This is a genomic window from Allobosea sp. GW821-FHT03A12 (assembly GCF_058986765.1).
Map to the genome: position 1 here is coordinate 15,531 of NZ_JBYSVZ010000012.1, position 19,701 is coordinate 35,231.

Genomic DNA, 19,701 nt, shown 5'->3' on the forward strand with positions numbered 1-19,701 from the left:
GGTCCAGTTGAAAGCGGTTTGGAGATCGGGCTCCAGCTACTGGCTGGCGGCCGCGCTGTTTTGTTGCGCCTGGGTGGCGCTGTGCTGGCCCTGGCTGTCGGGGGCGGTGACGATTCCGTTCGACGCCAAGGCGCATTTCCAAGCGCAGATCCAGTTCCTGGCGCAGGCTCTGCACTCCGGGCAGTCGCCGTTCTGGACCCATAACGTCTTCGCCGGCTCGCCCCAGGTCGCCGATCCGCAATCGCTGATCTTCTCGCCGGCGATCCTGCTGGCGCTGTTCAATCCCTCGCCGAGCTTCCGCGCGGTCGATGCCTATGTGCTGGCGCATCTGCTGGTCGGCGGCCTCGCCATGCTGATGTTCTTCCGCGACCGCAACTGGCATCCGGCCGGGGCGCTCCTGGCTGCGCTGGTCTTCGCCTTCGGCGCCTCGGCTGCCTGGCGCGTCCAGCATGTCGGGCAGATCGCCAGCTTCGCCTTCTTCGGGCTGTCGTTCTGGCTGACGGCGCGGATGCTGCAGCGCGCTTCGCTGCGCTATGGCCTGCTCGCGGGCTTCGCCGCCGGCATGATGGTGCTTGAGCCTGACCAGGTCGCGCTGCTCGGCGCCTATATCCTGATCGGCATGGTCGTCGCCTATTGGCTCTCCGAGGGCTGGTCGGGTTTCCGCGCGAGCCTGGCGCCGATTGCGGCTGCCTGCTTTGCCGGTATCGTCACCATCGCCGTGCCGCTGCTCTGGACCTGGCTCTTCGCCGAGGCGACGACGCGGCCGGCGATCGATCTCGTCGAAGCGGGCCGGGGCTCGCTGCATCCTGCTTCGCTTTTGACCGCCTTCGTCGGCGACCTCTTCGGCGTGCGCGATCCGGCGACCGAATTCTGGGGGCCCTACAGCCCGGAATGGAACGCCAAGGAGCTCTTCCTCTCCAAGAACATGGGGCAGGTCTATCTCGGCGCGCTGCCCTTCCTGCTGCTGATCGTGCCGGGGCTGACGCGCGGCTGGCTCTGGGATCGGGCGATCCGGCCCTACACCATCCTATTCGTGCTGATGGTGCTGTTCGCACTCGGCCGCTACACGCCATTCTTCCACCTGGCCTATGAGTATCTGCCGGGCGTCAAGGTGTTCCGGCGACCAGCGGACGCGACCTTCCTGATCGGCGGCCTGGGCGCCGTATTGTCGGGCTATCTGCTGCACCGCATCCTCGGCGACGAGAAGCCGGCGGCGATCTGGCGCGATATCGGCATCGGCGTCGGGGCGATCACCTCGCTGATCGGCCTCGCTCTGCTGGTGGCGCGCCAGGCCGGGCATCTGAGCGAAGCGGTTCTGCCCAGCGCGACGGCAGCCGCCTGGTTCGCGACGGCGCTCGCGCTTCTCGTCGTGCTGACGCGCTGGCGCGGCGCTGCGGCTCCGCTGGCCGCGAGCCTGATCGTCACCGGCGTCGTCGCCGCCGACCTTGCCGCCAATAACGGCCCGAACGAGGCCACGGCGCTGGCGCCCGAGGTCTATGACGTGTTGCGGCCGGAGACCAAGAACGAGACCGTCGCCGTGCTGAAGAAGCTCACGGCGCAGCCGCAGGATTCGCCGCGGCGCGACCGGGTCGAGCTGCTCGGCATGGGCTTCGAATGGCCCAATGCCGGCATGATCCACGGCTTCGACCATACGCTCGGCTACAACCCGCTGCGCCTGGCCGATTTCTCGGACGCCGTCGGCACGCGCGATTCGATCGCCGCGCCGGGCGAGCGCGTCTTCACGCCGCTGTTCCCGTCCTATCGCTGCCGCCTCGCCGATTTCCTCGGCCTGCGCTACATCGCGACGCGGGTGCCGATCGGCCAGGTCGACCGCACCCTGCGTGACGGCGACCTCAAGCTCGTCGCCTACACCAAGGACGGCTACATCTACGAGAACCCGCGGGCGCTGCCGCGCGTGATGTTCGTCGGTGGCTGGGAGCTTGCCGATTTCGACGGGATGAAGTCGGCCGGCAAATGGCCGGACGCCGATCCGCAGCGCGTCGTCCTGCTCGACCAGGAGCCGGAGCCCGGCGTGCCGGAAGGGCCGGTCGCGAGCAATGCCGAGGTCAAGCTCAAGCGCTACCGCAACACGGTGGTCGAGATCGAGGTGACGAGCGCGCAGGCGGGCTTCGTCGTGCTCAACGACATCTGGCACCCCTGGTGGAAGGCCGAGCTCGACGGCCAGGAGGTCGAGATCCTCAAGGCCAATGTCCTGTTCCGGGCGGTGCAGGTCCCGGCCGGCACGCACAAGATCCGCTTCAGCTTCCACCCGCTCGAAGGAGCGATCGCCGAATTGCGCGACCGCGTGACGCCGCCGGAGGAGGAGGGCGTGGTCGCGGAGGCGCCGACGCATAGCGGTCCGTCCGGCTCGCCGGCGACGCGGATCCAGCCGGTGCCGCCGGAGCCGGTCGCGCGCCCGGCGCACGACATGGCCGCGCACGACATGCTGCCGCCCTCGTCGGCGATGTCGGTGTTGAGGTAGGGACTTACGCCGTCATGCTCGGGCTTGACCCGAGCATCTCAAGCCGGAGGGGTTCCGGCCTGCGCCTCTCGTCACGAGATTCTCGGGTCTGCGCTTCGCTTCGCCCGAGAATGACGCCGAAATCTCAGACCACGCCGAGCTTCTTCTGCAGCGCGCTCGACGAGGTCGTGTACTGGAAGGTCAGCCGCTTCTCCGGATAGACGTAGCGGTGCACCTTCTGGGCGGCGAGCGCAGCCTCGTGAAAGCCCGACAGGATCAGCTTCAGCTTGCCCGGATAGCTGTTGATGTCGCCGACGGCGAAGATCCCCGGCACATTGGTCTCGAACTTCTCGGTGTCGACCGGGATCAGGTTCTCGTGGAGGTTCAGGCCCCAATCGGCGATCGGCCCGAGCTTCATGGTCAGGCCGAAGAAGGGCAGCATCGTATTGCAGGCGACCTCGAACTCGGCGCCGGCATTGTCGCGGCAGATCGCGCCGTGCAGCTCGTTGCCTTCGCCCTTGAGCCCCATCACCTGGCCGAGCCGCAGGTCCATCGCGCCGGAGGCGACGAGGGCGCGCATCTGCTCGACCGAGTGCGGTGCGGCGCGGAAATCGTCGCGCCGGTGCATCAGCGTCACCCGCTTGGCGATCGGCTGCAGGTTCAGCGTCCAGTCGAGCGCCGAATCGCCGCCGCCGACGATCAGGATCTCGCGGTCGCGGAAGGCTTCCATCTTGCGCACGGCATAGTGCACGCCGCCGCCATCGCCGCGGCCTTCATAGGCCTCGATGCCTGGGATCGGTGGCTTCTTCGGCAGGAAGGAGCCGCCACCGGCGGCGATCAGCACCGTCTTGGCCTCGAACACCGTGCCGGCATCGGTCCGCAGGCGGAAGCGCGGCGCTTCGGCCGAGCCGAGCACCTCGACCTTCTCGATCATCTGGTTGAGGTGGAAGGTCGCCCCGAAGGGCTTGATCTGTTCGAGCAGGTTGTCGACCAACCCCTGGCCGGTGACGAGCGGGAAGCCGGGGATGTCGTAGATCGGCTTCTCCGGATAGAGCTCGGCGCATTGGCCGCCGACCTTGGGCAGGATGTCGACGAGATGGGCCTTGATGTCGAGCAGGCCGAGCTCGAACACGGCGAACAGGCCGCAGGGGCCGGCGCCGATGATCAGCGCGTCGGTCTGGACTGTCTCGCCCTCGATGGCGGCGGCGATATTCATGGGTCGGAGTTCCTCAAGACGGCTTCAAGGGCCGCCGGTCGTCACCCGTTGCCGGAAATCCGCCGGCCTTGCAATGCGACATGGCGCAAGGCCGGGCAGGCCGGGCCGCATGCGGCGGCGCAGGAAGTCAGCCGCCGGTCTCGGCGGTGAGGCCGGCCGCGGCGATGCCGGCAAGGGCGGCCGCCTCGTCATTGTCCGAGGTGTCGCCGGAGATGCCGACGACGCCGATGAGGTTGCCGCCGGCATCGCGGATCAGCGCGCCGCCGGGGACCGGCACGACCGGGCCGCCAACCGAGAGGGCGACGCCGTTGATGAAATGCGGGCGCTCCAGCGCCATCTTGTTGAGCGTGCGCGGGCCGACGCCGAGCGCGATCGCGCCATTGGCCTTGCCGAGCGCGATCTCGCCGCGCTTCAGGCTGGTGCCGTCCTGGGCGAGGAAGAATTTCTGCACGCCACGCGCGTCGAGCACGGCGATGGCGAGCGGCTTCAGCCCGTTCTCGCGCGCATATTTCAGGGCGCCGTCGACGATCACGTTGGCCTGTTCGAGGGAGAGGGCGGTCATGGCTGGCCTTTCATGGGTATCGATGACGGAGCTTGTCGGCTCGGGACCGTTCTGCCAGCGCCGGCGACGCGAGGGAAGGGCAGACCTCGCCTTTCCACCCCGCGAAGGTTTCGTCTTGCAGTTGTCGCCCCGAGCGGGCTTCATGGGATGCGCGCTGAAGGGCACGTTCCGCAAGGTGATCGCCACTTTTGCGACCAGAACATGCTCCAAGGCTGAAGCTGTCGAGTCGCGCGAAGCCCGATCGTCCGGCCGATCCTGGCGGGGCGGCCAGCGCATGAGGAGAACACGCTATGGGTCTGTTCAGTTTCATCAAGGATGCCGGCGCCAAGATCTTCGGATCGAGCTCGGCCAATGCGGCAACGTCTGATCAGTTGCAGAAGGAACTGGCGGGCCACGGCCTTCCGTCCGACGTCAAGATCGACGTCTCGGGCGACAAGGTGAAGGTCTCGGGCAAGGCGATGACCACCGAAGAGGCCGAGAAGATCATCCTGGCGATCGGCAACACGGCCGGCGTCGGCTCGGTCGAATCGGAACTGATCGTCAACAAGGAGGCGCCCGCCGCGGTGTTCTACACGGTGGTCAAGGGCGATACGCTCTGGAAGATCGCCGAGGAGCACTACGGCAAGGGCAAGGGCGCCAAGTACACCGAGATCGTCAAGGCCAATACGCCGCCGGTGAAGAACCCCGACCTGATCCAGCCGGGTTGGGTGCTGCGCATTCCGCCGCTGGCCTGATCACGATCACGCTCGCGAGAGAAACCCGTCGGACTTGATCCGGCGGGCTTGCGAATTAGTTACGAATGAAACTATAAGGCCGGGAGGACGCTCGACTTCCGGCCAGTTTGCATCAAGGCCGGTTTGAGCCATCTTGCGTCTTCGCGAGACGGGTCAGCCGGCTTTTTGCCGGCCAGGCCCGCGGCAGGGTGAACGAGACGACCATTGCTCCCGGGGAGGGGATTTCCATGACTTTCGACCGCCGCAAGTTTCTGACGCTCGCCGGCTCGGCCGTGGCCGCGCCCGCCGTGCTGCGCACGACGCGTGCCAATGCTCAGGAAGTGACGCTGCGCATGCACCATTTCCTGCCGCCGGTGGCGAACGGCCATTCCAAGTTCCTGAAGCCCTGGGCCGACAAGGTCGGCGCCGAATCGAACGGCCGGATCAAGATCGACATCTTCCCGTCGATGCAGCTCGGCGGCACTCCGCCGCAGCTCTACGACCAGGCCCGCGACGGCGTCGTCGACATCGTCTGGACGCTGCCCGGCAACACGCCCGGCCGCTTCACCGGCATCGAGGCGTTCGAGCTGCCCTTCGTGCCGAACAAGCGGGCGCTGGTGAACTCGCTGGCGCTGACCGACTATGCCGCCGAGCACCTCAAGGACGAGTTCAAGGACATCCATCCGATCTGCTTCTGGGCGCATGATCACGGGCTGATCCACGCCAACAAGCCGGTCAAGACGATGGAGGATCTGAAGGGCCTCAAGCTGCGCTTCCCAACCCGGCTCGCCGGCGAGGCGCTGCGCGCGCTCGGCGTCAACGCCATCGGCATGCCGATCCCGCAGGTGCCGGAATCGTTGGCCCAGCGCGTCATCGACGGTTGCGTCGTACCCTGGGAGGTCGTGCCTTCGATCAAGGTGCAGGAGCTGGTCAAGAACCACACCGAGATCCCGGGCTCGCCGACCTTGTATGTCGCGACCTTTGTGCTCGCCATGAACAAGGCCAAGTACGAGGGGCTGGCGCCCGATCTCAAGGCGATCATCGACAAGAACTCCGGCGCGGCCGCCTCGGCCATGGCCGGCAAGGTCTGGGACGAGCAGGCCGTCGTCGTCTCCGAGATGGTCAAGAAGCGCGGCAACACCATCATCACGCTTGAGCAGGCCGAGGCCGAGCGCTGGCACAAGGTGACCGCGCCGGTGATCGAGGGCTGGCTCAAGACCGCCAAGGAGAAGGGCCTCGACGGCGAAAAGCTGCTCGCCGCCGCCCGAGCCGCCCTGACCAAGCACCAGAACGCCGCCTGACGCGATGACCGACAGGGCAGGGGAGGAGAGGCCGCCATCGCGCATCGACGCGGTGGCGGAAGCGGTCGCGCTCATCGGCGGGGCGCTGCTGATCGCGGTCGCGACCATGGTCGTGGTCAGCGTGACCTTGCGCAGCGATCTCGTCGGCGCGGCCGGCGTGCCCGGCGATTTCGAGCTGGTGCAGATGGCGACGGCGATCGCCGCCTTCTGCTTCCTGCCGCTGTGCCAGTTGAGGCGCGGCAACATCTTCGTCGACACCTTCACCCTGAAGCTGCCGCAGCGCTGGCGCGACGGCATCGATGCGCTCTGGGATGGGGTCTACGGCCTCGCCATGGCGCTGATCGCCTGGCGGCTCGGGGTCGGGGCGCGCTCGGCCCTCGCCAGCGGCGAGAACACCATGGTGCTGCAGCTGCCAAGCTATCTGCCGATCGCGCTCTGCGCGGTGCTGGCCGGCTTCGTTTCGCTCGCGGCCTTCGTCAGCGCCAGCCGCCTCATGAGGCAGCCCCGGTGAGCGGCGCCTCCCTCGCGGTCACCGGCTTTACCGTCATGCTGGCGCTGATGGCGCTGCGCCTGCCGATCGGCCTCGCCATGCTGGTCGTCGGCAGCGCCGGCTATATCCAGCTCAACGGGCTCGAGCCCTTCCTCAACTATATCCGCACGACGCCGTACCAGATCTTCGCCAACTACACGCTCTCGGTGATCCCGCTCTTCGTGCTGATGGGCGCCTTCGCCGAGCGCTCCGGGCTGGCGGGCGACCTGTTCAAGGCGGCTTCGGCCTTCGTCGGCCATCGCCGCGGCGGTCTCGGCATGGCGATGATCGGGGCCTGCACCGGCTTCGGCGCGATCTGCGGCTCCTCGGTCGCAACGACCGCGACCTTCGCCCGGGCCGCGCTGCCGCAATTGCGCAGCTATCGCTACGACCCAGGCTTCGCCTGCGGCGTCACCGCGGTCGGCGGTACGCTCGGCATCCTGATCCCGCCCTCGGTCATCCTCGTCGTCTATGCGATCTCGACCGAGCAGAACATCGCCAAGCTGTTCCAGGCGGCATTGATCCCCGGCCTGATGGCGGCGACGTTCTACTGCATCACCATCTGGATCATGTCGCGGCTCGACGGCACGCTGGCGCCCGCCCATGAGCGCATCACTTGGCGCGAGCGCTGGCCGCTGCTGCTCGGCGTGATCCCGGCGCTGACGGTCGCGGTGATCGTGGTCGGCGGCATCTATGGCGGCGTCTTCACGCCGACCGAAGGAGCCTCCGTCGGCGCCTTCATCATGCTGGCGATCGGCCTGTTCCGGCGCACGCTCGGCCTCAGCGAGATCAAGCAGTCGATCCTGCAGACGGCCGAGACCTCGGCGATGATCTTCGCCATCCTGCTTGGCGCCGAGGTGTTCAACGCCTTCCTCGCATTGACGCAGGTGCCGACGGCGGCGGCCGAGATGATCGCGGCCTCGGGCTGGGCGCCCTATACCGTCCTTGTCGGCCTGCTGCTGTTCTACATCGTGCTCGGCGGCGTGATGGACGAGCTCGCCATGATCCTGCTCACTCTGCCGGTGTTCTTCCCGATCGTGACGGCGCTCGATTTCGGCATGCCGACCGACGACATCGCGATCTGGTTCGGCATCCTCGTGCTGATCGTGGTCGGCATCGGCATGACCTGCCCGCCGATCGGGCTCAACGTCTTCGTGGTCGCCTCGCTGGCGCGCGACGTGCCGGTGACGCGGATCTATCGCGGCGTGCTGCCTTTCGTCGGCGCCGACGTCATCAGGCTCGGCATCTGCGTGGCATTTCCGGCGCTCACCCTCTATCTGGTGAAGCTCCTGAACTGAGCAGCGGAAGACCGGCATGATCGTACACGACCTCGACATCGACGCCGTCAAGGCGGGGCTCGCCGACGGCTCGATCCTGCTCGTCGACGTGCGCGAGCCGCATGAATACGCCGCCGGGCATATCCCCGGCGCGGTCTTGCGGCCGCTATCGCAATTCGATCCCGCCGACCTGCCGAACGAGCCCGGCAAGCGCATCGTGCTCTCCTGCGCCGCCGGGGTGCGCTCGCTGCGGGCACTGGAATTCGCGCAGGCCGCCGGGCTCGACATCGACAGCCACTATCTCGGCGGCTTCAAGGACTGGGCGATGCGGGGCGAGCCCGTGGAACGCTAAGACACCGCCTTCCGGTTGCGATCCGCGCCGCCAGCGTCGATAACGGGGCGCGGCCCCAAACCCGGCCGCGGTCGACCAAAGGTGCCCCTATGAAGGCCTCCCGCCTGCCGAGCCTTGTCCTCGCAGCCCTGCTTTGCTCCGTGTCCGCAGCGCCGACCGCCTTCGCGCAGGCCACCCCGCAGACCGCAACGAAGAAGCCGGCGCAGGATCCCGAGCTGCAGGCGGCGATCGCCAAGTCGAATGCCTATACCTCGCTCTCCAACCGGACGATCCGGGCGATCGAATCCTGGGATCGCTACAAGAGCTGGGTCGACATGAAGAAGGGCCCGACCGGCAAGGAGCGCTACATCTCCTACGGGCTCTACAGCCTCTATGACGTCAAGGACGAGATCGCCAAGGCCGAGGCGGCCGCCGGCCAGCCGCCGGCGCAGCCTGAGCTCGACGCCGCGGTGAAGCGCTATATCGCCGCCTATCAGGAGCTGGCGCCGCTGATCACCCGGGCCGAGCGCTATTACGAGCGCAAGGACTACCGCGACGACAACGCCGCCGAGGGCCGCGAGCTGCATGCCAAGATGGTGCCGGCGGCGGAGGCCTTCCTGCGTGAGCGCACCGCCTTCAGCAACCAGCTCAACGGCTACAAGAAGGGCATCGACGCGCGCGAGCTCGCAGCGATCGAGGCGAGCGAGGGTCGCCAGGCCCGCTGGCAGCTGCGCAACATCATGATCAACGCGCGCGCCGTGATGGACGTGATGCCGAGCAATGAGAGCCCGATCGTCGACCTCGCCGCCTTCGATACGGCACTGGCGGGCTATTCCGGCGCGATCAAGGAAATGGACCGCTTCAAGGACAGCAATCCGTCGGGCGTGCCGATGATCGATTCCTCGGCCAGCTCCTGGCTCGGCAATCTGCGCGATTTCCGCGAGAAGCTCGGCAAGTCGAAGGGCGACGTCCGCAAGGGCGCGGCGGGCGATGCCAATCGCATCGTCTCCAGCTACAATATGATGGTGTCGATGTCGGATAGCGCCGCGCGCATGATCCGCTGAGTTGCAAGGTCCGCTTGCTTGCGCTCGGCGCATCCCGGTCCCTCCATAGGGACCGGGGTGACGGCGCGGCCGTCCTGCGCCAGTCTTTCTCATTCGAGTGATCCGAAGGAAGTTTGCCGATGCGTCCGATGAAGTTCGGGATGGGCCAGCCGGTGCGGCGGGTCGAGGATCAGCGTCTGACCACCGGCACCGGCCGCTATACCGACGACACCGCGATCGAGGGCGCGCTGCACGCCTATGTGCTGCGCTCGCCGCACGCGCATGCGAAGTTCAGGATCGTCGACAAGCAGGCGGCGCTGAAGCGCAAGGGCGTTAAGCTGATCCTGACCGGCGAGGATGTCGCCCATCTCGGCGACATCCCCTGCAAGGGCCTGATCAACGACATCTCCGGCAAGAGCGTGAAGCCGAACCCGGTGCCGGTGCTGCCGATGGACACGGTGCGCCATGTCGGCGAAGCCATCGCCTTCATCGTCGCCGAGACGCTCGACCAGGCACGCGACGCCGCCGAGGCGATCGAGATCGACTTCGAAACGCTGCCCTCGATCACCGGCATCGCCGAGGCTCTGGAAAGCGGAGCGCCGCAGGTCTGGCCGGATCGTGACGGCAACGTCGCCTTCGAGGCGGAGCAGGGCAACGCCAAGAAGACCGAGGCAGCCTTCGCCAAGGCCGACCGGACCATTTCGGTCACCGTCGTCAACAACCGCCTCGCCTCCAACTATATGGAGACGCGCGCCTGCATCGCCGAATACGACAAGGCGACCAGGCGCTGGACCCTGACGCATGGCAGCCAGGGTAGCCACGGCACGCGCGAGATCCTCGCGGACTACATCCTCAAGGTCGATCCGTCCCGCATCCGGGTGATCACGCCCGATGTCGGCGGCGGCTTCGGCACCAAGATCTTCATGTACCGCGAATACCCGTTGACCATGGTCGCGGCCGAAAAGCTGAAGCGGCCGGTGCGCTGGGTCGCCGACCGCACCGAGCACTTCCTCGCCGATACGCATGGCCGCGCCAACCTCACCACCGCCACGATGGCGCTCGACAAGCGCGGCAAGTTCATCGGCCTCAAGGTCGATCTCGCTGCCGAGATGGGCGCCTATCTCTCGCAATATGGACCCTTCATCCCCTGGGTCGGCACGACGATGACGCCGGGCTGCTACAACATCCCGGCGGTGCATGTCCGTTTCCGCGGCGTCTTCACCCATACGACGCCGGTCGATGCCTATCGTGGCGCCGGGCGTCCGGAGGCGGCCTATCTGATCGAGCGGCTGGTCGATGCGATCGCGCGCGAGACCGGCAAGAGCCCGGATGCGGTGCGGGCGCTCAATTTCGTCAAGCCGAGCGAGATGCCGCACAAGACGCAGACCGGCCCGGTCTACGATTCCGGCGAGTTCGAGGGCCATATGCGCCGCGCCATGGAGGTGGCGGACTGGAAGGGCTTCAAGAGCCGCCTGAAAACCTCGCAGAAGGCCGGCAAGCTCCGTGGCATCGGGCTCGCCTGCTATATCGAGGCCTGCGGCGGCGGCGGGCCCGAGAGCTCGACCGTGATCCTGGAGAAGGACGGCACCGTCACCGTGCTGATCGGCACCCAGTCGAACGGGCAGGGCCATGAGACCGCCTATTCGCAGCTGGTCGCCCAGCATCTCGACATCCCGCTCGACCGCATCAAGGTGGTCCAGGGCGATACCGACCGGATCGCGACCGGCTCGGGAACTGGTGGCTCGCGTTCGATCCCGGTAGGCGGCGCGGCGCTGAACGCGGCGACCGGCATCCTCGCCGACAATCTCAAGAGTCTCGCCTCGGAGGCGCTCGAAGCAGCTCCGGCCGACCTGGAGATCGTCGACGGCGCCGTGCGCATCGTTGGCACCGACAAGACGCTCGATCTCAAGGCGATCGCCAACCTGCCCGGTGCCAAGGCCGAGCAGCTCAGCGTCCATCAGAGCTGGACGCCGCCGGAGGCGACCTATCCGAACGGCACCCATGTGGTTGAGCTGGAAGTCGATCCCGCCACCGGCGGCACCGAGATCCAGAACTATGTCGTGGTCGACGATTTCGGCGTGACGCTGAACCCGATCATGCTGCAGGGTCAGGTCCATGGCGGTGCGGCGCAGGGTATCGGCCAGGCGCTGATGGAGGAGATTCGCTTCGACTCGTCCGGCCAGATGCTGACCGCGACCTTCATGGACTATGCCCTGCCGCGCGCCGTCGACATCCCGAACTTTCATTTCGAGACGCGCAACGTGCCCTGCGTGACGAATGCGATCGGGGTGAAGGGCGCAGGCGAGGCGGGTGCAATCGGCGCCTGTCCGGCGGTGATGAACGCCATGGTCGATGCACTGAACCGGGCCGCCGGGATCAAGGCGATCGACATGCCGGCGACGCCGCCCAAGGTGTTCGCGACGCTGAAGGCGGCGGGTTATCCGTCATGATGCAAGGAGGGGCTTGCCTTTTTGCAAGGAGTTTCACGAGAATGCGACTTGGCGCTGTCGTGCGCGTCAGGTGATCTGGAAGAGTTCAAAACAGCGCCGGGGGCCGGCGCTGTCTTCCGGAGGATTCCCACGCATGCTGCGCTCTGCTTTCGTCGCCATCGGTCTTGCCGTCGGCGTCTCCGCCGTCCTGGCCCAGGCCAATCCGATCTCCGAGCGTCGCGACACGATGAAGGCAGTTGGCGCCGCGACGCGCGATGGCGCGGCGATGGCCAAGGGCGAGGCGCCGTTCGACGCCGCCAAGGCGCAGGCGGTGTTCAAGACCTATGGCGACGCCGCCAAGAAGATGCCGGGCTTCTACCCGGAGAGCGCCAAGACCGGCGGCGAGACCACGGCGGGGCCGAAGATCTGGGAAGACCAGGCCGGCTTCAAGGCCGCCTTCGCCAAGTTCGAGGCCGATGCCGCCAAGGGCGCGGCCGTGACCGATCTCGCCGGCTTCCGCACCGCCTTCGGCGACGCCACCAAGAACTGCGGCGCCTGCCACGAGGTCTTCCGCATCAAGAAGTGACGGCCTGCCGTCGCTGCTCGATTCGCCTTGCAGATTTGACCTGATCGAAGGAGCGGGCTTCCTTAGCGGTGGCCCGCTTCATTCGTGTCTGCAGCAGCCGGGGCGAACCCTGTCGCGATACGAGCGTTGTTTGCCGGGGACAACCGAATGAGGAACCGATGCGCCGCCTGCTGATCACGCTTCTGGTCTTCATCGCGCTCGGCATCGCCGGCTTCTTCGTCCTCACCGATCCGCGCGTGGTCTCGCCGGGGCCCGAGGTCGGCACGCTGCCGGCGCCCGACATCGAGAACGGCAGGCTGCTGTTCGCGGCCGGCGGCTGCGCCTCCTGCCATGCGACGCCGGGGCAGGACGACAAGACCAGGCTCGGCGGCGGCCTTGCGCTGGAGTCGCCCTTCGGCAAGTTCCACGTCCCGAACATCTCGCCGCATACCCGCGACGGCATCGGCAACTGGGGCACGGCCGACTTCATCCAGGCGATGACCGCCGGCGTCTCGCCCTCCGGCCAGCACTATTATCCGGCCTTCCCCTACACCTCCTATCGGCTGATGCCGGCCAAGGCGGTCGCCGACCTCCTCGCCTATATCCGCACGCTGCCATCGGTGGAGGGCAGGGCGCCCGGCCATGAGCTCTCCTTCCCCTTCAACATCCGTCGCCTCGTCGGCGGCTGGAAGCTGCTGTTCTTCGATGGGTCGCCGTTCAAGGCCGATCCGAGCAAGAGCGATGAATGGAATCGCGGCGCCTATCTGGTGAACGGGCCGGGCCACTGCGCCGAATGCCATTCCAGCCGCAACCGCTTCGGCGCCATTGTCCAGGCGACGCGCTTCGCCGGCGGCCCCGATCCCGAAGGCAAGGGCTGGGTGCCGAACATCACCCAGGCCGAGGATGGGCTTGGAAAGTGGTCGAAGGCCGAGATCGCCGAACTGCTCAAGACCGGCTTCACGCCGAGCTTCGACAATGTCGGCGGCTCGATGGCGGCGGTGGTGCGCAACATGGCGCAGCTGCCCGATGCCGACCGGCTGGCGATGGCGGAATACCTGAAGTCGCTGCCGGCGGTGCAGGGACCGCCGCGGCCGCCGAAGGCGGCGGGTGGATAGAGGGTTAACCCGCGAACAGACGGCGGTCCCAGAACACAGGTTCGTGCAGGCTCGTCTCGATCAGGACGAAGTCGGGATGAGTCGGGTTGATCAGGACGTTACTGTCGAGCCGCGCCACGACGCTAGGCACGAGAAGAAGCGCGCTACGGCGCTGCCGGCACCAGAGCTCGCCATAGGGCTTGCTCACGGTCGCAGGCATCGTATCCCAACCGGGTAGGGCAGGCGGTGAGAAGATCTCGTAGCTGACGCCGCGCGGGATGCTGATCGTGACGAAATGCTGGTTGGGCGGCAACTGGCCGCTGCCGCGCACGAGCTTTTCCAGCAGTGCGGTCGAATAGTGCTCGCTGGTGTAGATCACCGGGCTTCCGGGCGTGTTCCAGCGCCCGGGCGCGATGGTTGAGCCAGTCGCGTCGAAGATCGGATAGAGGCCGTCAGGGTCGCCGATGCGATAGGCCGTCAGCGTCCGGTCCAGCCGCTGTGGCGTCACGCGGCGCTGCCATATTTCAGCCCGGCGAGAACATCGCGCACCAGTTCGGCGCCGATCTCGTTCTGGATGACGACATCGATCGGTCGGCGATCGTCGAGCATGGCGTGGGGCCTGAACATGAAGTCACGGGCGGCATCCTCGGTCTTCCAGACATCGAGGGCCAGACCCCAGACACCGGCGACGCGCGCCAGGCGCGTGCCCTCGTCGGCCGAGAGGCGATGCGCCGCCTTGCGCCGCTCATAGGTGGCTTTGGGAACGAAGCGGAACTTGAATTGGGCGTCGTTGGGCGACAGCAGCCGCGAGACGCGTTCCAGCGCGGCCACCGGAAGTCCGTTCTCGATTGTCGAGATCAACTCGAATGGCGTGCGCGCCGGGGTATCGCCGGGCAGGCCAAGCACGCGGGCCATCGTCTCATAGGTCGGCATTGATCGTGCCTCGTATCATCTGAGGCAAAATATAGTCTCTGTTGGAGTTTTCTACAAGCAGGGCTCCGACGGAGCGGCCCTTCAGTCCATCACTGCCGCCTTGAGGATGCAGACCATCAGGGCCGTGCCGGGCTGGTCGCCGATGCAGCGGACGACGTGCTGGCGGTCGCAGCGATAGCGCAAGGTCTCGCCGGCCTTGGCGCGCTGGGTGATGCCGCCGACCTCGACCTCGAACTCGCCTGAGCTCACCGAGAGCGATTCGATCGAGCCGCGCTGATGGCCTTCCGAATCGAGCTCGCCACCCGGTTCCGCGCTGACCTCGTACCATTGCAGCCATTCGACGGTCTTGATCCAGCCGATGATGGCGAGACGCAGCTTGCCGTCCTCGGAGACCAGGATCGGTGTGTCGGGCCGGGCGATCTTCTCGATGAAGGCCTCTTCCTCATTGGTCGAGAGCACGCGCTCGATCGAGACGTCGAGCGCCTGCGACAGCCGCCAGATCGTCGCCAGCGTCGGATTGGTCTCGTTGCGCTCGATCTGGCTGATGATCGACTTGGCGACGCCGGACTGCTCGGCCAGTTCCGAAAGCGAGAGGTTATAGGCCTTGCGCAGCCGCTGGATCGTCTTGCCGAGCTGGCCCGAGATCACCTGCGCGCCGGATTCCAGCTCGCGCCCGCCACGTTCCCTGGTTTCGATGCCCATTGCGCTCTTGCCTGCCGTCTCCCCCAATTCGTTTGGGATAGAGAACGATTGTTTGTCCTAGCGGACAATGCCTCGGATCGCTCCAAGCGGCAAGTCGAGGGCGTCAGACCGAACGGGACGGGCCGGCCTCGCGCGTCTCTTTCCTGAGCAGGCCGAGCTGTTGCTCGCGCAGGATGACGTAGATGCCCGAGGCGATGACGATCAGCGAGCCGAGCAGCACGGCCATCACCGGCCATTCGCCGAAGACGAACCAGCCGAGCGCGGTCGCCCAGATCATCGTCGAATACTCGAAGGGCGCAATTAGCGAGGCGTCGCCATAGCGATAGGCCTGGACCAGCAGCATCTGGCCGAGGCCGCCGAGCACGCCGATGGTGACGAGCAGGATGAAGTCCTTGAGGTCGGGCACCGTCCAGCCGAGCGCCAGCGTCAGCAGGCCGAGCAGCGAGGTCAGCGTCATGAAGTAGAACACGATGGCGCCGGTCTTCTCCGTATGGGTCAGCAGCCGGACCTCGACCGAGGCGAAGGCGGAGCAGAAGGCGCCGGCGAGCGCGAGCAGGGCGCCGATGGCCGGGCCGCCCGAGAGCCCATGGCCGAAGGCGTCAGCACCCATATGCGGCGAGAGCATCAGGAGCACGCCGAGGAAGCCGACGGCGACGGCGGTCCAGCGATAGATGCGCACGCGCTCCTTCAGGATCAGCGCCGCCAGCACGACGACGATCAGCGGCGCGGCATAGCCGATCGCGACCGCGTCCGAGAGCGGCAGCAGGTGCAGCGCCGCGAAGCCGAGGAACATCCCGGTCGAGCCGATGACGCCGCGCTTGAGATGGCCGCGCAGATTGTTCGTCTTCAGCGCCTCGGGGAATTCATGGCGCCAGGCCAGCCAGATGATCAGCGGGATCAGCGCGAAGAAGGAGCGGAAGAAGACGAGCTCGCCGGTCGGATAGCGCGAGGCCAGCGTCTTGATGCCGGCCGACATCAGCGTGAACGACAGGGCCGAAAGCAGCTTGAGGCTGATGCCGAGGAGCGGTGACAAGGGAGCAGGTCGGGCGCGAGGACTGGAAGTCTTGTGCAAGACGTCCAGCCCTTAGACCACGGGCGCCGGGCCGTTCCAAGCGCCGATCTTGCAAATCGGACCGGCGCGCTGCGGGAGGCGATGAAGAGCCGGGTCAGGCGAAGCGGTATTCGAGGATCTCATCGCCGCGATCGTCGAAGCTGCCGGTCGAGCGCCAGCCGAGATGCCGGTAGAAGCCATAGGATCGTGAGGCGGGATCGGCTGAGCAGCTCAGGAACAGCCTGGCGAAACCGAACTCCCCGAAATCAGCGGCGACCAGGTTCAGCAGCGTCCTGCCAATTCCTTTTTCTTCATAGTCGGGCAGTAGCGCCAGCACGGCGATCTCGCCGGTCTCGCGTTCGCCGAAGCAGTAGCCGACGATCCGGCCGTCGTCGGTCGCGACATGGCCGGGCAGGCTGGTGTCGGCGATGCCGGCGCGCCAGCTTTCGAGCGTGATGCCGAGCGCCGCCAGCCTTTCGACCGAGAAGGCGTTCTCGCGCGTCATGCCGCGCAGGACGAGGCAAGCGGGCGTGTCGTCGGGGATGGCGCGGCGATAGGCGATGGTCATGGTCGGCCGAGCTGGAGGCATCGACCGGGCTGCGTCTGGCGCGGCCCGGCCGGTTTGCGGCTATGTCAGAAATTGGCCCGGAACGAGCCGCCGTCGATCAGGAAGTTCTGGCCGGTGATGTAGCCGGCATGGGCGCTGGAAATGAAGGCGCAGAGCTTGCCGAACTCGTCGGGCGTGCCGAGGCGGCCGGCCGGGACGGCCGCGAGCCGCCGCTTCGTCGCTTCCTCGATGCTGATGCCCTGCATCTCGGCGACCTTGTTCGTCGCGGTCTTGATCCGGTCGGTGTCGAACACGCCCGGCAGGATGTTGTTGATGGTGACGTTGGCATGGGCGATCTCGCGCGCCACGCCGGCGAGGAAGGCGGTGAGGCCGGCGCGTGCGGCGGAGGAGACGTCGAGCCCCGTGAGGGGGGTCAGCACGCTCGCCGAGGTGATGTTGATGATGCGGCCGAAGCCCCGCTCGATCATGCCGTCGACGACGCGCTGCACCAGCTCGAGCGGCGTCGCCATGTTCTGCGCCACGCCTTCGAGCAGGCCCTCGCGCGTCACTTGGCGGAAGGGTTTTGGCGGCGGGCCGCCATTGTTGTTGACGAGGATGTCCGGGTTCGGCGCGGCGGCGAGCAGCGCATCCTGGCCCGCTTTGGTCGAGACGTCGGCGACGACGGCGATCACGGTCGCGCCGGTGCTGGCGCGAATCGCAGCCGCGGTCTCCTCCAGCGTCTTGGCGTCACGGCCGTTGATGACGACGGTGCAACCCGCTTCGGCGAGCGCCTGCGCGCAGCCACGGCCCAGCCCCTTGCTCGAGGCGCAAACGATGGCCGTGCGGCCGGCGATACCCAGATCCATTGTCGTCTCCCGGAAAGATCCGTTCCTGTGAGAGGAGGCAAAGCATGGTTTTGCCGCCGCGTCATCAAAGCGTAGTGCAAATCAGACACACGCCGCAGACATCTGACAACGGATGGGTCGGCGGGTATGAGCGACGACAGCGACGCCAAGCAGGTTCGCAGCATCTTCATCTCCGACCTGCATCTGGGCACGCGTGGAGCCCAGGCGGATCTCGTGCTGGAGTTCCTGCGCGCCTATGACGCTCCGACGATCTATCTGGTCGGCGACATCATCGACGGCTGGCGGCTGAAGAGCGGCTGGTACTTCCCGCAAGCCCATAACGATGTGGTGCAGAAGCTGCTGCGCAAGGTGCGCAAGGGCTCGAAGCTGATCTACGTCACCGGCAATCACGACGACTTCCTGCGCGACTATACCGGCCTGCAGTTCGGCGGCATCACGCTCGTCGACGACATCGTCCACGAGACCGCCGACGGCAAGCGCATGCTGGTGATCCATGGCGACCTGTTCGACCTCGTGGTCCGCAACGCCAAATGGCTCGCTCTGCTCGGCGACTGGGCCTACACGATCGCGCTCGTGCTCAACCACGGCATCAACCGGGTCCGCCGCGTCCTTCGCCTGCCGCACTGGTCGCTTTCGGCCTGGGCCAAGCACAAGGTCAAGAACGCGGTGAACTATATCGGCGAGTTCGAGCAGTGCCTCGCCGACGAAGCGCGCCGGCACAAGGCCGACGGCGTGATCTGCGGCCACATCCACCACGCCGCCCAGCGCGAGATCGGCGGGCTGACCTACATCAACACCGGCGACTGGGTCGAAAGCTGTACGGCGGTGGTCGAGCACGACGATGGCCGCTTCGAGATCGTACGTTGGCCGCAGCACCGGTTTAGCGGCGAGAAGCCGGCTACTCCTGCGGCGCGGCCGACTCCAGTGCCGAGCCTCGTCGAGGCCGCGTGATGCGTGTCCTGATCGCGACGGACGCCTGGCGCCCGCAGATCAACGGCGTGGTGCGCTCGCTGGAGCGGATGGTCGAAGCGGCGCCGGAATTCGGCGTCACCCCGCAGATGCTGACGCCGGAGGGGTTCTGGCAGGTCGGCCTGCCGTCCTATCCCGATATCCGCATCGCGCTTGCGACGCGCCGTCATATCGCCCGGCGGATCGCCGAATTCGGCCCCGACCATATCCACATCGCAACGGAAGGGCCGATCGGCTGGCTGACGCGCGCGGTCTGCCTCGCCCAGAAGCGCACCTTCACCACGAGCTACCACACGCGCTTTCCGCAATATGTCGCGGCGCGCTGGCCGATCCCCGAAAGCTGGAGCTATCGCTTCTTGCGCCGTTTCCACGGGCCTGCGGCAGGCGTCATGGTCTCGACCGCGACGGTCGAGGCGGAGCTGCGGGCGCATGGTTTCGAGCGCATCCTGCGCTGGGGGCGCGGCGTCGACCTCTCGCTGTTCCATCCGCGGCCCGAGAGCGTGCTCGACCTGCCGCGGCCGATCTTCCTCAGCGTCGGCCGGGTCGCGGTCGAAAAGAACCTCGAGGCCTTCCTGTCCTTGCGCCTGCCCGGCAGCAAGGTCGTGGTCGGCGACGGGCCGGCTCGCGCCGACCTGCAGCGTGCCTTCCCCGAGGCGCATTTCCTCGGCGCGCGCGAGGGCGAGGATCTCGCGGCGATCTATGCTTCCTCCGACGTCTTCGTCTTCCCGAGCCTGACCGACACTTTCGGCATCGTGCTGCTGGAGGCGGCTGCGAGTGGATTGCCGGTGGCGGCTTTCCCAGTGCAGGGGCCGAGCGACGTCTTCGCCGGCAGTGAGGCGGCGGTGCTGCACGAGGACCTGCGCCAGGCCGCGCTTTCGGCCTTGCGCCTGCCGCGCGAGGCCGGGCTGGAGCTCGCTCAGCGCCATAGCTGGCACAGCAGCGCCGAGCAGTTCTACGGCCACATGCGCCGGGCGATGCAGGCTGCCGCTGCGGGCAAGGCGGTGCGCCCCGAACTGGCGCCGGCCCCGACAACTGCCCTGTCCGTCCGCTTGGAGCCGACGGAGCGCAAGGAATTCGCTTAGCGCTACACCGTCTTTCCGGGGCAGGCCGCA

General features: G+C 67.0%; 20 protein-coding genes. 12 read left to right on the forward strand and 8 right to left on the reverse strand.

Features of this window, described 5'->3' with window-relative positions:
* The first annotated feature begins 7 nt into the window (after positions 1-7).
* Entirely contained in the window at positions 8-2,482 is a 2,475-nt protein-coding gene (locus AC3WLC_RS30575) for a YfhO family protein (RefSeq protein WP_493687670.1), read from the forward strand.
* 124 nt (positions 2,483-2,606) lie between these two features.
* Here AC3WLC_RS30575 and AC3WLC_RS30580 read toward each other — a convergent pair whose 3' ends face one another.
* A complete protein-coding gene (locus AC3WLC_RS30580) occupies positions 2,607-3,677 on the reverse strand; it encodes an NAD(P)/FAD-dependent oxidoreductase (RefSeq protein WP_493687671.1) in 1,071 nt (356 codons plus the stop codon).
* A gap of 127 nt (positions 3,678-3,804) precedes the next feature.
* Positions 3,805-4,239, reverse strand: a complete 435-nt coding sequence (locus AC3WLC_RS30585; protein WP_493687672.1) for a GlcG/HbpS family heme-binding protein — start codon at positions 4,237-4,239, stop codon at positions 3,805-3,807.
* A 290-nt stretch (positions 4,240-4,529) separates the two neighbouring features.
* On the opposite strand from AC3WLC_RS30585, the gene lysM reads away from it, so the two are divergent.
* The 9 genes from lysM to AC3WLC_RS30630 all read left to right on the forward strand — a co-directional run bounded on the left by lysM (position 4,530) and on the right by AC3WLC_RS30630 (position 13,542).
* On the forward strand, positions 4,530-4,973 hold the full coding sequence (gene lysM / locus AC3WLC_RS30590) for a peptidoglycan-binding protein LysM (RefSeq protein WP_346358379.1): 444 nt from the start codon (positions 4,530-4,532) through the stop codon (positions 4,971-4,973).
* Positions 4,974-5,200: 227 nt separating this feature from the next.
* Complete coding sequence (locus AC3WLC_RS30595) at positions 5,201-6,253, forward strand: TRAP transporter substrate-binding protein (RefSeq protein WP_493687673.1); 1,053 nt, start codon at positions 5,201-5,203, stop codon at positions 6,251-6,253.
* 4 nt (positions 6,254-6,257) lie between these two features.
* A complete protein-coding gene (locus AC3WLC_RS30600) occupies positions 6,258-6,764 on the forward strand; it encodes a TRAP transporter small permease (protein WP_493687674.1) in 507 nt (168 codons plus the stop codon).
* Positions 6,761-8,080, forward strand: coding sequence for a TRAP transporter large permease (locus tag AC3WLC_RS30605; protein ID WP_493687675.1), 1,320 nt, complete (start codon positions 6,761-6,763; stop codon positions 8,078-8,080). Before AC3WLC_RS30600 ends, AC3WLC_RS30605 begins: the two co-directional genes overlap by 4 nt.
* A gap of 16 nt (positions 8,081-8,096) precedes the next feature.
* Positions 8,097-8,411, forward strand: a complete 315-nt coding sequence (locus AC3WLC_RS30610) for a rhodanese-like domain-containing protein (RefSeq protein ID WP_493687676.1) — start codon at positions 8,097-8,099, stop codon at positions 8,409-8,411.
* Positions 8,412-8,500: 89 nt separating this feature from the next.
* Positions 8,501-9,454, forward strand: a complete 954-nt coding sequence (locus tag AC3WLC_RS30615; RefSeq protein ID WP_493687677.1) for a YiiG family protein — start codon at positions 8,501-8,503, stop codon at positions 9,452-9,454.
* 119 nt (positions 9,455-9,573) lie between these two features.
* Positions 9,574-11,883, forward strand: a complete 2,310-nt coding sequence (locus AC3WLC_RS30620; RefSeq protein WP_493687678.1) for a xanthine dehydrogenase family protein molybdopterin-binding subunit — start codon at positions 9,574-9,576, stop codon at positions 11,881-11,883.
* A 133-nt stretch (positions 11,884-12,016) separates the two neighbouring features.
* Entirely contained in the window at positions 12,017-12,448 is a 432-nt protein-coding gene (locus AC3WLC_RS30625; protein WP_493687679.1) for a c-type cytochrome, read from the forward strand.
* Between the two features lie 158 nt (positions 12,449-12,606).
* Positions 12,607-13,542 (forward strand): c-type cytochrome, encoded by a 936-nt coding sequence (locus AC3WLC_RS30630; RefSeq protein ID WP_493687680.1) that lies wholly within the window; start codon positions 12,607-12,609, stop codon positions 13,540-13,542.
* 4 nt (positions 13,543-13,546) lie between these two features.
* On the opposite strand, the gene AC3WLC_RS30635 is transcribed toward AC3WLC_RS30630, so the two are convergent.
* The 6 genes from AC3WLC_RS30635 to AC3WLC_RS30660 form a co-directional block, all read right to left on the reverse strand.
* The gene (locus AC3WLC_RS30635) at positions 13,547-14,029 is read right to left on the reverse strand and encodes an RES family NAD+ phosphorylase (RefSeq protein WP_493687681.1); all 483 of its coding nucleotides are present in this window, start codon (positions 14,027-14,029) and stop codon (positions 13,547-13,549) included.
* The gene (locus AC3WLC_RS30640) at positions 14,026-14,454 is read right to left on the reverse strand and encodes an antitoxin Xre-like helix-turn-helix domain-containing protein (protein ID WP_493687682.1); all 429 of its coding nucleotides are present in this window, start codon (positions 14,452-14,454) and stop codon (positions 14,026-14,028) included. The genes AC3WLC_RS30635 and AC3WLC_RS30640 overlap by 4 nt, the downstream gene beginning before the upstream one ends.
* Before the next feature lie 81 nt (positions 14,455-14,535).
* Complete coding sequence (locus AC3WLC_RS30645) at positions 14,536-15,156, reverse strand: helix-turn-helix domain-containing protein (protein ID WP_291673180.1); 621 nt, start codon at positions 15,154-15,156, stop codon at positions 14,536-14,538.
* Between the two features lie 103 nt (positions 15,157-15,259).
* Positions 15,260-16,189, reverse strand: coding sequence for a DMT family transporter (locus AC3WLC_RS30650; RefSeq protein ID WP_493687683.1), 930 nt, complete (start codon positions 16,187-16,189; stop codon positions 15,260-15,262).
* A gap of 133 nt (positions 16,190-16,322) precedes the next feature.
* Entirely contained in the window at positions 16,323-16,796 is a 474-nt protein-coding gene (locus tag AC3WLC_RS30655; protein WP_493687684.1) for a GNAT family N-acetyltransferase, read from the reverse strand.
* 44 nt (positions 16,797-16,840) lie between these two features.
* On the reverse strand, positions 16,841-17,620 hold the full coding sequence (locus AC3WLC_RS30660; RefSeq protein WP_493687685.1) for an SDR family oxidoreductase: 780 nt from the start codon (positions 17,618-17,620) through the stop codon (positions 16,841-16,843).
* Positions 17,621-17,746: 126 nt separating this feature from the next.
* On the opposite strand from AC3WLC_RS30660, the gene AC3WLC_RS30665 reads away from it, so the two are divergent.
* Complete coding sequence (locus AC3WLC_RS30665) at positions 17,747-18,571, forward strand: UDP-2,3-diacylglucosamine diphosphatase (RefSeq protein WP_493687686.1); 825 nt, start codon at positions 17,747-17,749, stop codon at positions 18,569-18,571.
* Complete coding sequence (locus AC3WLC_RS30670) at positions 18,571-19,671, forward strand: glycosyltransferase family 4 protein (RefSeq protein ID WP_493687687.1); 1,101 nt, start codon at positions 18,571-18,573, stop codon at positions 19,669-19,671. Before AC3WLC_RS30665 ends, AC3WLC_RS30670 begins: the two co-directional genes overlap by 1 nt.
* The last annotated feature ends 30 nt before the right edge of the window (positions 19,672-19,701 follow it).